Here is a 14,017-nt window from a genome sequence, read left to right on the forward strand (position 1 = left end):
CGCTTTCGTTCGGCTGTGATTTAGACGAGTTACGGTTTTCGTCCAGTCGGGCCATACGGGGTGCGACACTGCGTGAGCAGGGGTCTCGCAAGGCGGCTGGGCTCTTGCTAGTCTTCGACCAAATCAAAACCGCAGGGGTTCGCGCCGATGACCAAGATGACCCGCCGCCACGCGTTCCGCGTCCTCGGCGCTCCAGCAGCCCTTGCCGCGACCGCGCCCGTGGCGAAGGCGCAGACGCCACCGGCGAGCTTCACGCTGCTGCTCGTCAACGACATCTACAAGATGAGCGACGACAAGGGCAAAGGCGGCTTCGCCCGCGCTGCAGGCATCGCCAAGGCCGAGCGCGCGCGCGGCGTGCCCGTGCTGTTCTGCCATGCCGGCGACTGCTACTCGCCCTCGCTGATGTCGGGTTTCGACCAGGGCGCCCATATCGTCGCGATGCAGAACAAGATGGGCATCGACGTCTTCGTGCCCGGCAATCACGAATTCGACTTCGGCAAGGAGAACTATCTCAAGCTCGCTGCCGCCCAGACCTATCCGACCTTCGCGGCCAATCTGCGAGACGCGGCCGGCAACCCGCTGCCGGGCCACAAGGATTCCCAGATCTTCGAGCTTGGCGGCATCAAGGTCGGCGTCATCGGCACGACCTTCGACCCGACGCCGCAGCTCTCCAATCCCGGCGACCTGAAATTCTCCTCGACCATGGAGGCGTTGCGGCGCGAGGCGCGCAAGCTCAAGGCAGAGGGCGCCGACATCCTCGTCGCAGTCGTGCATGCCGACCGGGCGATGGACTACGAGATCGTGCGCTCGCGCGTGGTCGACATCCTGCTGACCGGCCACGACCACGACCTCGCCATCGCCTATGACGGCAAGGTGGTGATGGTCGAGTCGAACGAGGAGGGCAATTACGTCACCGCGATCGACATCGCCGCCAAGGCGTCGGGCGAGGGCGCCAATCGCAAGGTCGAGTGGACGCCGACCTTCCGCGTCAACGACAGCCGCGCCGCGACGCCCGATCCCGAGGTCGCCGCCATCGTCAAGGGCTACGAGACCGAGCTGTCGAAGGAGCTCGACATCGAGATCGCTACGCTGGGCGTCCCGCTCGATTCGCGCACCGGCGTGATCCGCACGCAGGAGACCGCGATCGGCAACCTGATCGCCGACGCGATCAGGGCCGCGACCGGCGCGCAGCTCGCCATCACCAATGCCGGCGGCATCCGGGCCAACAAGCAGTATCCTGCCGGCCACAAGCTGACGCGGCGCGACGTCCTGAGCGAACTGCCCTTCGGCAACGCAACGTCGATGGTCGAGATCACCGGCAAGGATGTGAAGGACGCGATCGAGAACGGCCTGCGCGATGCGCCGCAGGGCTCCGGCCGCTTCCCGGTGGTGTCCGGCCTCACCTTCGAGGCCGATCTCAAGCAGCCGCAGGGCTCGCGCGTCACCTCGGTGAAGGTCGACGGCAAGGAGATCGATCCGGCCGGCAAATACACCGTCGCCACCAACAACTTCATGCTGACGGGCGGCGACGGCTATTCCGCGCTCGGCCGTGGCAAGACGCTGATCGGCCTGACCGACGGCAAGCTGATGGCCAACGAGGTGATGGTCTATATCCGCCGCCTCGGCACGGTCGAGGCCAAGGTCGAGGGGCGGGCCGTGTTGAAATAAGCGGCTCTGCCTGGTCGTCCTGGCGGGAAGCCCGCCGTACTCAGCGGCCGGGATTCATGCGACAGGTCAGCCGGGCTTCGCGAAGCCCGGCCAGTAATGCCCGTCCGGGGTGGGGCGCTTGCCGAAGATCGCCTGGCCGACCCGGACCACGGTCGCGCCTTCCGCGATCGCTTCCTCGAAATCGCCGGTCATGCCCATGGACAGGCCGGTCAGGCCTGGATGGCGCGCGAGCGCCTCGTCTCGCAGGCGGCGTAGCAGGGCAAAGCAGGGGCGGACCCGCGCCATGTCGGAGCTGAACAGGGCGAGCGTCATCAGGCCGCGTGGCTTCAGCCGAGGAAATTGCCCGAGCCGGTCGACGAAGGGCAGCAGCGCATCCGGATGCAGGCCGAACTTGCTGTCCTCGTCGGAGGTGTTGACCTGCACGTAGACGTCGAGGCTGCGACCCTCGCGCCCGAGCTGCCGGTCGAGCAGTTCGGCGAGCTTCAGGCTGTCGAGCGCATGGAACTCCCGGGCGAAGCGGCTGAGGTACTTGACCTTGTTGCTCTGGAGATGGCCGACGATGCTCCAGTCGATGGCAAGATCACCCAGCGCCTCGCGCTTGCACATCGCCTCCTGGATCTTGTTTTCGCCGAAGGCGGTGATCCCCGCCGCGAAGGCGCAGCGCAGGACCTGCGCCGGCACGGTCTTGGTGATCGGCAGCAATCGAACCGAGGCGCGGTCCCGCCCAGCACGCGCGCAGGCCCGGGCGATGCGCTCCTCGACGGCGGCGAGATTCGCTCGGAACGTGCCGGCAGGATCGCTGCCGAAGCGCTCGATATCCGCGGCGGAGAGAGACGCGTCGTCAGCGCGCTCGTCGTTCCGGTCGGGCTGGTCGATGTCTGCAGCCGTCAACGATTCCAGTTCCTGTCGGTGTCGCTGGAGGCGGTCTCAAATCGGCATGGGTGGAGCGTCATCGGCTACACGTGCGGCTGGTCCAGTTGTGACGGAAGCATGGAGCTGGCCCGGACAGAACGTCCAGTTAAGCGCTATCACTTTGGGCCAGTTGACGATGTCTGCGTGATGTCGCCAGACCGTCTGCATGCGTTGCCCCATCGCTTCGCTGGAACTGGCGCCCGGCAGCTGATCGTCGCGTTTCATTCGGCTGCTGGTGGATGGGTTGATCGCGGCAGCCTTTGCGGTTCTCATGCGTTTCCCGGGTCGCTTTCGGGACGGCTGGATGATCGATGCAGTGCTTGCCGGGCGTCCCGATAGTCCAGGCTCCGCGGTCGTCCGGGACCGGACGAGCATAAGGGGGCCGAGACGGCAGCGCGGCATGGCCTATCCTGCTGCAAGGAGGGGGAGGAACGATGACGATCGAACTCGGACGTGCTCGAGATACGATGCGGCGATCCGCGGGCGCCGTGGCATGCGGCATCGCGTTGCCGCTCCTTTTGGCTGGCTGCGGTGGCGGCGAGGGATTGTCGTCGCCGTCCTCGGGCAGTTCTGCGCGTGCGCCGGCTCCGGCCGGGATCTCGCGCGATGCCCTGATCGGGCGCTGGGGTGTCGCCTCCTTTCATACGGAAAAGGACCGCAAGCGCACGGAAGCCGAGGCGCGGGCACAGTGCAAGCAGCCCTATGTCATTGCGCAGGGCCCGGGTGACGGAGTGATGATGCACGCTGCCGACGATCCCAAGCTCTATGAGCTCAGGCTGAAGGCCGGAGCGGGCGGCAAGACCTATCTCGGCTTCGAGGCGCCGGCCGGCGATCCGCAGGACCGCGAGCTGCTGTCGGTGAAGCCGAAGGAATTCGTGGCGCGCTTCGTCGATCCCGATGTGCATGCCCGCTACGGCACCTTCATCTACAGCCGCTGCGGCTGAACGGAGGCGAACAGATGAGAGAGATCATTCGCGCCGCCCTGCATGGCCTGATCGTCTCCGGACTGGGGCTGGCGCCGGTTCTTGCCCTGCCGGGCGTCGCGGCGGCGCAGCCACGCCCGCCGGCGGCGCTGCAGGAGACGATGGATATCGGCGACGAGCCCGGCCGCGTCTCGACCGAGGAGGTCAGCATCACCGAGGGCCCCTATGCCCGCCAGATGGTGCTGTTCCGCTCGAACGAGGCGCCCGGCACCGTGGTGATCCATTCGGCCGAGCGCTTCCTCTATGTGGTGCAGGGCAATGGCCGGGCCCTGCGCTACGGCATCGGCGTCGGCCGCGAGGGCTTCACCTGGTCAGGCCAGGTCCAGGTCAGCCGCAAGGCGGAATGGCCGGACTGGCGCCCGCCGCCGGAGATGCTGCAGCGCCAGCCCTATCTGCCGCGCTTCATGGCCGGCGGTCCAGGCAATCCGATGGGATCGCGCGCGCTCTATCTCGGCTCGACCGTCTTCCGCATCCACGGCACCAACCAGCCGGAGACGATCGGCCAGGCGATCTCGTCGGGCTGCTTCCGGCTCGCCAATGGCGACATCGCCGACCTCTACGAGCGCGTGCCGCTCGGTACCAAGGTCGTCATCCGCCACAAGGCGACGCTATGACCGGCCCCGCCGCTTCCGCCGACCTGCAGAAGGAACGGACAGACATGTCGAAGGTCTCCTGGTCGAACGCCTCCTGGCTTGCCCGCAGCGGTCTTTGCCTCGCCGCCCTTGTCGGCTTCGCACTTCCTGCTGTCGCCGGCACGCTCGACGCCGTGAAGCAGCGCGGCACGCTGCAATGCGGCGTCAGCGAAGGGGTGGTCGGCTTTTCGGACAAGGATGCCCAGGGTTCCTGGCGCGGCTTCGACGTCGATTTCTGCCGTGCCGTCGCGGCGGTCGTGCTCGGTGATGCCGGCAAGGTCGCCTTCACCCCGCTGTCGGCGAGCCAGCGCTTCGATGCGCTGAAGGCCGGCACGGTCGACCTCCTGGCGCGCAACTCGACCTGGACGCTCGGGCGCGAGGCCGAGCTCGGGCTGACATTCGCCGGCATCTCCTATCACGACGGCCAGGGCTTCCTGGCGAAGCGCGCGCTCAAGGTCGATTCAGCCCTGTCGCTCGACAAGGCGAGGATCTGCGTCGAGGCCGGCACCACGACGCAGCTCAACCTCGCCGATTTCTTCAAGGCCAACTCGATGACCTATGAGGAGAAGGTCCATCCGAGCGCTGCCGAGGCCTTCGCCGCCTTCGAGGGCGGGCAGTGCGACGTCCTGACCCGCGACCAGTCGGCGCTGCATGGCGAACGGCTCAGGCTGGCCAAGCCGGCAGAGGCGATCGTGCTGCCGGACGTGATCTCGAAGGAACCGCTCGGGCCGGTGGTGCGCAGCGACGACTTCCCCTGGTTCACGGTGGTGAAATGGGTGAACTTCGCGCTGGTCAACGCCGAGGAGCTCGGCGTCTCCGCTGCCAATCTCGACGATGCCCTCAAGTCGCAGAAGCCCGACGTGCGTCGCTTCACCGGGGCGGAGGGCGGCTTCGGCAAGGCGCTCGGCCTCGAGGCCGACTGGGCGGTCCGCGCCGTCAAGGCGGGCGGGAACTATGCCGAGATCTACGAACGCAATCTCGGCACCGGCTCGAAGCTCGGCATCCCGCGCGGGCTCAATCAGCTCTGGAACATGGGCGGCGTGCTCTACGCCCCGCCGCTGCGATAGGCGCCGGCCGCCGTCAGGATTGGAACAGGCGGCTGTACTGCGTTTCGTGCCAGGCGCTCGCCATCGCCAGCGCGGGGGCGAGGTTGCCGACCTCGTCGTCGCGAAGCGAGCGGGCCCGGGCCGCGGCTTCGCCGATGGCGGTGGCGGCCTCGATGAGCAGGCGCTGGCCGGCGGTATGCCCGAGCGGCACCAGCTTGATCGCAGCGGTCACCTGGCCCTCGACATAGACCCAGAGAAATCCCTTCAGGGCCGCTTCCGGGGCGATACGCCAGTGCTGGCCGGCCAGGGCGAAGGCGGCTGCGTAGGTCAGCGCGTCGCCGGCATGATGGCGGGCGGCGGGGACGTCGAGATCGGTGAGCAGCCGCAGCAGCGCCTCGCCCTGCCGCTTGTCCTCGCGCTGGAATTCCCGGCTTTCGCGCCCGGCAGCAAGCCAGGCATTGGCCATCAGGAAGCGCTCCTGGTCGCCATTCTCCAGCGCCGTCGCCATGCGCCAGAACAGCGCGCCGTCGAGCTGCGCGACATTGGCCCTGAGCGTGCCGAGGATCCAGTCGCGCGCGCTCGCCTCGTCTGAGACCCAGCCGGCGTGGACGGCCGCTTCGAGACCGCGCGAATAGGAGAAGCCGCCGACCGGCAGGCCCTGGCTCACCAGGCGCAGCAGATGCAGCGGGAGCGCATCCCGGTCGCCGCCGGAGGTTGGGGCGCCGTCCATCTCTCAGGCCCCGGCCGTGCTGGCCTCGCTGGCGTGCTGCGTCCGCAAGCCGCCATGCGCCACGATGAAATCGACGATCGTGTCGAGGCCCTTGCCGCGCGAGAGATCGGTGAAGCCGAAGGGGCGCTTGCCGCGCATCCGGGCCGCATCCGTCTGCATCACGTCGAGATCGGCGTTCACATAAGGCGCGAGGTCGCTCTTGTTGATCACGAGGAAGTCGGATCGGGTGATGCCAGGCCCGCCCTTGCGGGGTATGTCTTCGCCCTGACACACCGAGATCACATAGAGCGTGAGGTCGGCGAGGTCGGGCGAGAAGGTCGCCGCCAGGTTGTCGCCGCCGGATTCGATGAAGACGATGTCGAGGTCCGGGATCCGCCGGTTGATCTCGGCGATGGCCTGCAGGTTGATCGAAGCATCCTCGCGGATCGCCGTATGCGGGCAGCCGCCGGTCTCGACGCCGACGATGCGCTCCTCGGGCAGCGCCTGCCGGCGCACCAGCACCATGGCGTCTTCCTTGGTGTAGATGTCGTTGGTGACGACGGCGATCGAGTAGTCCTCCCGCATCGCCTTGCACAGTTTCTCCGTGAGCATCGTCTTGCCCGAGCCGACGGGGCCGCCGATGCCGACGCGGAGGGGGCCGTTCTTCGAGATCATGAGCGCAGAGCCTCGAGCAATGGATATGGCCGACAGCCTACAGGCTTCCCGCGCGGGATTCAGCCATGACGGTGATCGTGCTTCCCGTCGCCATGGGAATGCCCATGACGATGGGAATGCCCGTGATCGTGATGGTGGTGCCCGTGATCATGCGAGTGCGCATGGTCATGGCGGTGGCCGTGATCGTGTCCATGGTCATGTGCGTGACTGTGGCCGTGGCCGGAATAGGCGCCGCGCACCGGATCGAAGGGCGCGACGATGTCCTCGACCTGCGCGCCGAGCCCCTGGAGCATGGCCTTGATGACGTGATCGCGCAGGATCAGGATGCGGTCCGCCGCGATCGCCGCGGCGAGATGGCGGTTGCCGATGTGCCAGGCGAGTTCGGCAAGATGCAGCGGATCGCGGGCCTTGATCGCATAGAGCGGCTCGTCGGCGGCGGCGATCTCGACCAGGCCGCCGCCCTCGATCGCCAGGGCGTCTCCGGCGGACAGCACGACGGTTTCGGGCAGATCGACCAGAACCTTGTCGCCATCCATGGTTTCGATCATGCGCCGGCGCAGATGCCGGGCGTCGTGCTCGAGGACCGCGCGACCAAGCACAGGCTCATCTGGCACGGCCGCATCAACCGCGCGCCGGACGGCTATGGCTTTCAACATGCTGAACCCCGTTTTCGACGCGGTCCTGCTCGCGCAGGGATGAAAGTCCGAGAACTATCCCAAAGCGAGGCGAGGCGTCAGTATCCGGTTGCAGAACAGCTTCGATCCGAACGTTCGTCAACGCTCGATCGACGATCGATTGCCTAAATTGCCCAAATAATGAGCGAACGATGATAATACAGGCTCTAAATTGCTCTCGGTTGAAGCATGAGGCGGCTTACGCCGGCTGAAGCGCGGTCCATGAACGCAATCGTGCCTACTCGATCCTCCGAACCGGCCCATTCGACCGTGGCTTCGCCGGCTCGCGCCCAGTATGCGGCGCAACCGAGCGCGTGGCCTGCCGAGCTCGAGCTGTGGTTCGCGCTGAATGCCGGCAAGACCCGCCTCGTCCGCCGCCGGCATTTCGGCCCGCTCGTCGTGCAGCGGCCGTTCCACCCGGAGAAGGACGGGACCTGCCATGTCTACCTGCTGCACCCGCCGGGCGGGGTCGCGGGCGGCGACCGCCTCGATCTGCGCTTCCATCTCGACGCCGGAGCGCGCGCGCTGCTGACGACCCCGGGCGCGACGAAATTCTATCGCAGCGAACACAGCGCTAGCATGCAATCGGTCGATGTCGCGATCGGGACCGGCGCGGTCTGCGAATACCTGCCGCAGGAAACCATCGTCTTCGACGGGGCCGATGCGCGGATCGAGACGAAGGTGTCGCTTGCCACCGACGCCACCTATGTCGGCTGGGACTTCCTGTGCCTTGGGCGCCCTGCGGCCGGCGAGCGTTTCGAGACGGGGCGCCTCAGCCAGCGCATCGAGATCGTGCGGGATGGCCGGCCGATCTGGTTCGAGCGCCTGGAGCTGCAGGGCGGCTCGCCTTTGCTGGAGGCTGCCTTTTCCCTGGCCCGCCAGCCGAGCTGGGGAACGATGGTCTATGCCGGCACGGTCGCCGAGAATGCGGCGGAGCAGGTGCGGGCCGCGATTGGCGCGGCGGGAGACGGCGTCTTCTGCGTCAGCCAGCTCGAAGAGGCCGTGGTCTGCCGCTATCTCGGGCCACGGGTCGCTGAGGGCAAGGCCTTGTTCGTGCGGGCATGGAACGTGCTTCGGAGCCTGGGGCAGGGCAAGATGGCCGAGGCGCCGCGCATCTGGGCCACCTGAAACGATCGACTGCGAGGATGGGGGAAGGCGATGGAGCTGCTTCCGCGCGAGAAGGACAAGCTTCTGCTCTTTACCGCGGCGCTGCTGGCGGAACGGCGCAAGGCACGCGGCGTCAAGCTGAACTATCCGGAGGCCGTCGCCTATATCTCGGCGGCGATCCTGGAAGGCGCGCGCGACGGGCGTACCGTGGCGGAGCTGATGTCCTATGGCGCGACGCTGCTGACGCGCGAGGACGTCATGGACGGCGTTCCGGAGATGATCCACGACGTGCAGGTCGAAGCGACCTTCCCGGACGGGACCAAGCTGGTCACCGTCCACAACCCGATTCCGTGAGGCGGCGCGATGATCCCGGGCGAGTTCTTCATCGAGGACGGCACGATCGAGCTCAATGCCGGCCGCGAGCGGCGGTCGATCGAGGTCGCCAATTCCGGCGACCGGCCGATCCAGGTCGGTTCGCACTATCATTTCTACGAGACCAACGCGGCGCTGCAGTTCGAGCGCGAGACGGCCAGGGGCTTCCGGCTCGACATTCCGGCGGGGACAGCAGTCCGTTTCGAGCCGGGACAATCGCGGACGGTCGCGCTGGTGGCGCTGGACGGCGACAGGGTGGTCTACGGCTTCAACGCCAGGGTCATGGGCAGACTGGAGGCCTGAGATGGTGCGCATCACCCGCGAGAACTACGCCTCGCTCTATGGCCCGACCAAGGGCGACCGGATCCGCCTCGCCGACACCGAGCTCGTGATCGAGATCGAGGCTGATCACACGATCTATGGCGAGGAAGTCACTTTCGGCGGCGGGAAGGTCATCCGCGACGGCATGGGCCAGAGCCAGCGCAATGCCGCCGAGGTGCCCGACCTCGTCATCACCAATGCGGTGATCCTCGACCATTGGGGCATCGTGAAGGCCGATGTCGGCATCAAGGACGGGCGCATCGCCGCGATCGGCAAGGCCGGCAATCCCGACATCCAGCCCGGCGTCGACATCGTCATCGGCCCCGGCACCGACGTCATCGCCGGCGAGGGCAAGATCCTGACCGCCGGCGGCGTCGACGCCCATATCCATTTCATCTGTCCGCAGCAGGCGGAGATGGCGCTCACTAGCGGCACGACCACACTCGTCGGCGGTGGCACGGGACCCTCTGTCGGCACGCTCGCCACCACGGTGACGCCGGGACCCTGGTACATCCACCGGATGCTCGAGGCGATTGACGACCTGCCGCTCAATGTCGGCCTGCTCGGCAAGGGCAATGCGAGCCTGCCCGAGCCGTTGCGCGAGCAGGTCCGGGCCGGCGTCATCGGCCTCAAGCTGCACGAGGACTGGGGCACGACTCCGGCGGCGATCGACAATTGTCTTTCCGTCGCCGACGAGATGGACGTTCAGGTCGGGCTGCATTCCGATACGTTGAACGAGAGCGGCTTCGTCGGTGACACCTTCGCGGCGACGAAAGGCCGCGCGATCCACTCCTTCCATACGGAAGGCGCGGGCGGCGGCCATGCACCCGACATCATCACGGCGGCCGGCCAGGAGAACATCCTGCCCTCCTCGACCAATCCGACCCGGCCCTACACGGTCAACACCATCGACGAGCATCTGGATATGCTGATGGTGTGCCACCACCTCAGCCCGCGGATTCCGGAGGACGTCGCGTTCGCCGAATCCCGCATCCGCAAGGAGACGATCGCGGCGGAGGACATCCTCCACGATCTCGGCGCCTTTTCGATGATGTCGTCGGATTCGCAGGCGATGGGTCGCGTCGGAGAGACGATCCTGCGCTGCTGGCAGACGGCGCACAAGATGAAGGTCCAGCGCGGGCCACTGCCCGAAGACAGTGCGCGCAACGACAATTTCCGCTGCAGGCGCTATGTCGCCAAGTACACGATCAATCCGGCGATCACTCATGGCTTTGCCCACGAGCTCGGCTCGATCGAAGTCGGCAAGCGTGCCGACCTCGTGCTGTGGAAGCCGGCCTTCTTCGGCATCAAGCCGTCGCTGGTGCTGGTCGGCGGGATGATCGCCACCGCACCGATGGGCGATCCGAACGCCTCGATCTCGACGCCGCAGCCGGTCCATTACCGGCCGATGTACGGCGTGCTCGGGCGCGCCCGCGGCAAGACCGGGGTCACTTTCGTCTCGCAGGCGGCGCTCGACGACGGGATCGGCGACAGGCTCGGCCTGCAGAAGCAGCTGGTGGCGGTGAAGGGCACGCGCGGCGTCCGCAAGAAGGACATGATCCACAATGCGCTGACGCCCAAGATCGAGGTCGATCCGCAGAACTACCAGGTGCGCGTCGATGGTGAGCTGATCACCTGCGAGCCCGCGACCTCCCTGCCGATGACGCAGCGCTACTTCCTGTTCTGAGGGGAGGCAGCCGGCACTGAACTCCGCCGTAGGGAGAAGCCTGATCGGCCTGGGACGGGGATGCGCCGTGCCGGGGCGATCCCGGCAAACAACGGAAAGAAGATCGGCGCCGGTGGCGCGCGTGAGCCCGAAACGAACGTTTGACGGGTCGCCTTGATCGGGGCCCCGAGGGGCGATAGTGACGAAAGCCTGCGTCCCGTCGCGGAACGGGCATTCGGCCGGAATGCGGCCGCGCGAGAGCCGAGGGCGCGCGAGGCAGGGCATGAGAGTACGCAGCGCAAGAAGGCCGGCAGGGACCGCGACAGCGCAGGTGACGAAGCCAAGCCCGATGCGCGGCGAGATCGTCGCCGCCGCTGCCGAGATCATCGTCCGCAAGGGCTACGCTGCCTGCACGATGCGGGCTGTGGCGGCGCTGGTCGATATGAAGGCCGGGAGCCTCTACTACCACTTCAAGTCGAAGGACGAGATCGTCGAGGAGATCCTCAACCAGGGCATCGAAACGCTTTATGCCCGGGTCGCGGAGGCGCTCCGCAGCCTGCCGGCCGACGCGCCGTTCGCGGGCCGGCTCTCGGCAGCGGTCGGGGTGCATGTGGCAAGCCTGGTCGGCAAGGACCAGCAGCACATGCACGTCTACGAGCACCTGCCGCCGGTCATCAAACGGCGCAGCCGCAAGATGCGCGAAACCTATACCCGGCTCTGGCTCGATCTCTTCGCCGGCGGCGTCGCCAGTGGCGAGGTCGATGCCGGCATCGACCTGCACCTGCTGGTGCCGTATTTCCTCGGTGGGTTGAACCGCGTGCCGGAATGGATGCGCGCCAGCGGCGCCAGCAGCGACCAGGTCGCGGCACTGGCCGTCACGACCCTGCTCGACGGAATTGGCGCCGGGCGGTAGCGGCTGCGACCAGGCTTGCCTTTGCCGGCGATGGAGGCGATCGCGCGTTCGCAGGCATTGCGATAAGGCAGGGGTCTAGAGCATTTCAGGCGAATGCAGGTTCGCCCTCAAGGCTCTGTCTTTCGTATCCACGCAAAACGGCTACGCACTTTTGCCGGGCTGGCTCGCTGTCATGAGCTGCGCCGCCTTCTCGGCGATCATCACGGCCGGTGCGTGGGTGTTGCCCGAGACGATCGTCGGCATGATCGAGGCGTCGACGACGCGCAGGCCTTCGAGACCGTGCACGCGCAGCTCAGGATCGACCACCGCCATCGCGTCGACGCCCATTTTCGCGGTTCCAACCGGGTGGAAGATGGTGGTGGCAATGTCGCCTGCTGCCTGCGCCAGTTCGGCGGGCTCCTGAACGGCGATGCCGGGCTTGAGCTCTTCCGGCTTGAATGCCTGCATTCGCCTGGTCGCCATGAGGCGCCGCGCCGCGGTGATCGAAGCGGCGGCGACCTCACGATCACTGTCGGCCGAGAGATAATTCGGCGCAATGGTCGGATGCGCGAAGGGATCTGCCGAGACGATCCGGACATGGCCGCGCGAATCCGGCCTGAGATTGCAGACCGAGACCGTGATCGCCGGAAAGGCATCGAGCGGCTGGCCGAAGCGCTCCAATGAGAGCGGCTGGACATGGAATTCGATGTTGGGCGTGGCGAAACGCTCGTCCGAACGCATGAAGATGCCGAGCTGGCTCGGCGCCATCGCCATCGGCCCTGAGCGACGCAGTGCATATTCGAGCGCGATGCCGGCCTTGCCGAACAGGCTCGCCTGCCGCTCGTTCAGCGTCCTCGCGCCGGTGATCCTGAAGACCGTACGGATCTGGAGATGGTCCTGCAGGTTCTCGCCGACGCCGGGCAGCTCGTGCTGGACGGCGATGCCGTGCTGCGACAGCAGCGCGCCCGGCCCGACGCCGGAGAGCTGCAGCAATTGCGGCGTGCCGATCGCGCCGGCCGAGAGGATCAGCTCGCCGGCGGCGTCGACTTGGACGGGCTCCCCCTTCAGGCGCAGCTCGAGACCGCTCGCGCATTTGCCGGAGAAGACGATGCGCTCGGCCTGCGCCTGCGTCAGCACCGTCAGATTGCTGCGATTGCGCACCGGACTCAGGAAGGCGCGCACCGCGTTGAAGCGGAATCCGGCCTTCTGGTTCACCTCGAAATAGGCCGAGCCGAAATTGTCGCCGGCATTGAAATCGTCGATCTTCGGCACGCCGATCTCCTCGGCGGCCTCGCGCACGGCATCGAGGATCGGCCAGGACAGGCGTTGGCGCTCGACCCGCAGCTCGCCCTTCTGGCCATGGAACGGTCCGGTCAGATTGTGATGCCGCTCGGATTTGCGGAACAGCGGCAGAACCTCGTCCCAACCCCAGCCGGGATTGCCGAGCTGGCGCCAGCCGTCATAGTCGGCCGCCTGGCCGCGCATGTAGATCATGCCGTTGATCGACGAGCAGCCGCCGAGGACCTTGCCGCGCGGATAGGCGAGGACACGCCCGTTGAGGCCCTTCTCCTGTGCCGTGCTGTAACCCCAGTCGGTTCTGGGATTGCCCATGCAGTAGAGATAGCCGACCGGGATATGGATCCAGTGGTAATTGTCCGAGCCGCCGGCCTCGAGCAGCAGCACGCGCTTGCGCGGATCGGCGCTGAGGCGGTTGGCGAGCACGCAGCCCGCCGAACCCGCGCCGACGATGACATAGTCCCAGGAACCGAGATGGCGACGGATGCTCAAGTGACCTCCGATCGACAATGCTGTCATTGCGCTGCGATCGTCGTAGCAAGATCGATATCGAGCCGGTAGCGCGCATCGCGCAGCGTTCCGTCTGGGCGAAAGCGCGCTGCGGATCCTGGGGGCCGGAGAGGATCCGAATCATCTTGGAAGGCGTATGCGGCGACGAGACCAGGAGCCGTGTTGCGGCCTTTCGGGCGCTCTTTTCCAGACGCCTTTGGAACTCACAGGGAGCGCGCACGCAAAGCTGAGAGGTGCTGCCTGCCCGTCTCGCAGGGCGCGGCATTCTCACGACGGTTCTATCCCGCCCGTCTACACAGGCCGGGCGACAGATCATTTCCGATGCGGAAGGAAACACCTTCGGCCTCAAGGGCTTGGTAGAACCCTTGAAAAATGGTGCCCAGGAGAGGACTCGAACCTCCACGCCCTTGCGAGCGCCAGCACCTGAAGCTGGTGCGTCTACCAATTCCGCCACCTGGGCAACGGCGGTTCGTTTACGGGGGCCGAACGCGCCTGTCAACGGCCGAAGCCGGCTTTTTGACAATAGTGTATCGGTCGCGCTGCGGGCGGCGTCT

The 14,017-nt window shown here is 66.8% G+C and carries 14 protein-coding genes and 1 tRNA gene; 9 read left to right on the forward strand and 6 right to left on the reverse strand.

Annotated elements, in window-relative coordinates:
• The first annotated feature begins 147 nt into the window (after window positions 1-147).
• Entirely contained in the window at window positions 148-1,668 is a 1,521-nt protein-coding gene (locus V7S63_RS22295) for a bifunctional metallophosphatase/5'-nucleotidase (RefSeq protein WP_336531821.1), read from the forward strand.
• 66 nt (window positions 1,669-1,734) lie between these two features.
• On the opposite strand, the gene V7S63_RS22300 is transcribed toward V7S63_RS22295, so the two are convergent.
• Complete coding sequence (locus V7S63_RS22300; RefSeq protein WP_442896505.1) at window positions 1,735-2,544, reverse strand: YggS family pyridoxal phosphate-dependent enzyme; 810 nt, start codon at window positions 2,542-2,544, stop codon at window positions 1,735-1,737.
• Window positions 2,545-3,047: 503 nt separating this feature from the next.
• Here V7S63_RS22300 and V7S63_RS22305 point away from each other — a divergent pair.
• From V7S63_RS22305 to V7S63_RS22315, 3 genes are read left to right on the forward strand one after another with little or no spacing between them, the layout of a single operon-like run.
• A complete protein-coding gene (locus V7S63_RS22305) occupies window positions 3,048-3,524 on the forward strand; it encodes a hypothetical protein (RefSeq protein ID WP_336531822.1) in 477 nt (158 codons plus the stop codon).
• A 14-nt stretch (window positions 3,525-3,538) separates the two neighbouring features.
• The gene (locus V7S63_RS22310; protein WP_100964790.1) at window positions 3,539-4,177 is read left to right on the forward strand and encodes a L,D-transpeptidase; all 639 of its coding nucleotides are present in this window, start codon (window positions 3,539-3,541) and stop codon (window positions 4,175-4,177) included.
• Window positions 4,178-4,221: 44 nt separating this feature from the next.
• Complete coding sequence (locus V7S63_RS22315) at window positions 4,222-5,262, forward strand: amino acid ABC transporter substrate-binding protein (protein WP_336531823.1); 1,041 nt, start codon at window positions 4,222-4,224, stop codon at window positions 5,260-5,262.
• Window positions 5,263-5,275: 13 nt separating this feature from the next.
• Here V7S63_RS22315 and V7S63_RS22320 read toward each other — a convergent pair whose 3' ends face one another.
• Genes V7S63_RS22320 through V7S63_RS22330 form a run of 3 tightly spaced genes read right to left on the reverse strand, consistent with a single transcriptional unit; the run spans window position 5,276 to window position 7,281 of the window.
• Window positions 5,276-5,971, reverse strand: coding sequence for an urease accessory protein UreF (locus V7S63_RS22320; protein ID WP_336531824.1), 696 nt, complete (start codon window positions 5,969-5,971; stop codon window positions 5,276-5,278).
• A gap of 3 nt (window positions 5,972-5,974) precedes the next feature.
• Window positions 5,975-6,625 carry an urease accessory protein UreG gene (gene ureG, locus V7S63_RS22325; protein WP_100964796.1) on the reverse strand — a complete coding sequence of 217 codons (651 nt, stop codon included), beginning with the start codon at window positions 6,623-6,625 and terminating at the stop codon, window positions 5,975-5,977.
• A 59-nt stretch (window positions 6,626-6,684) separates the two neighbouring features.
• Complete coding sequence (locus V7S63_RS22330; RefSeq protein ID WP_336531825.1) at window positions 6,685-7,281, reverse strand: urease accessory protein UreE; 597 nt, start codon at window positions 7,279-7,281, stop codon at window positions 6,685-6,687.
• 240 nt (window positions 7,282-7,521) lie between these two features.
• Here V7S63_RS22330 and V7S63_RS22335 point away from each other — a divergent pair, with 240 nt between their 5' ends.
• The 5 genes from V7S63_RS22335 to V7S63_RS22355 all read left to right on the forward strand — a co-directional run bounded on the left by V7S63_RS22335 (window position 7,522) and on the right by V7S63_RS22355 (window position 11,678).
• Window positions 7,522-8,427, forward strand: coding sequence for an urease accessory protein UreD (locus tag V7S63_RS22335; RefSeq protein ID WP_336531826.1), 906 nt, complete (start codon window positions 7,522-7,524; stop codon window positions 8,425-8,427).
• 30 nt (window positions 8,428-8,457) lie between these two features.
• Entirely contained in the window at window positions 8,458-8,760 is a 303-nt protein-coding gene (gene ureA / locus V7S63_RS22340) for an urease subunit gamma (RefSeq protein ID WP_091841427.1), read from the forward strand.
• 9 nt (window positions 8,761-8,769) lie between these two features.
• Window positions 8,770-9,081, forward strand: coding sequence for an urease subunit beta (locus V7S63_RS22345; protein WP_100964803.1), 312 nt, complete (start codon window positions 8,770-8,772; stop codon window positions 9,079-9,081).
• Window position 9,082: 1 nt separating this feature from the next.
• Entirely contained in the window at window positions 9,083-10,786 is a 1,704-nt protein-coding gene (ureC, locus tag V7S63_RS22350; RefSeq protein WP_336531827.1) for an urease subunit alpha, read from the forward strand.
• A gap of 310 nt (window positions 10,787-11,096) precedes the next feature.
• Window positions 11,097-11,678, forward strand: coding sequence for a TetR/AcrR family transcriptional regulator (locus tag V7S63_RS22355; protein WP_336531828.1), 582 nt, complete (start codon window positions 11,097-11,099; stop codon window positions 11,676-11,678).
• A gap of 141 nt (window positions 11,679-11,819) precedes the next feature.
• On the opposite strand, the gene V7S63_RS22360 is transcribed toward V7S63_RS22355, so the two are convergent.
• Both V7S63_RS22360 and V7S63_RS22365 read right to left on the reverse strand, forming a co-directional pair.
• Window positions 11,820-13,439: a GMC family oxidoreductase gene (locus V7S63_RS22360; protein ID WP_442896506.1), complete on the reverse strand. Its 1,620-nt coding sequence runs from the start codon at window positions 13,437-13,439 to the stop codon at window positions 11,820-11,822.
• A gap of 397 nt (window positions 13,440-13,836) precedes the next feature.
• A tRNA-Leu gene (locus V7S63_RS22365) sits at window positions 13,837-13,923 on the reverse strand.
• Window positions 13,924-14,017: the final 94 nt, after the last annotated feature.

It is taken from the genome of Allobosea sp. CCNWLY174 (assembly GCF_037120455.1).
Lineage (GTDB): Bacteria > Pseudomonadota > Alphaproteobacteria > Rhizobiales > Beijerinckiaceae > Allobosea > Allobosea lupini.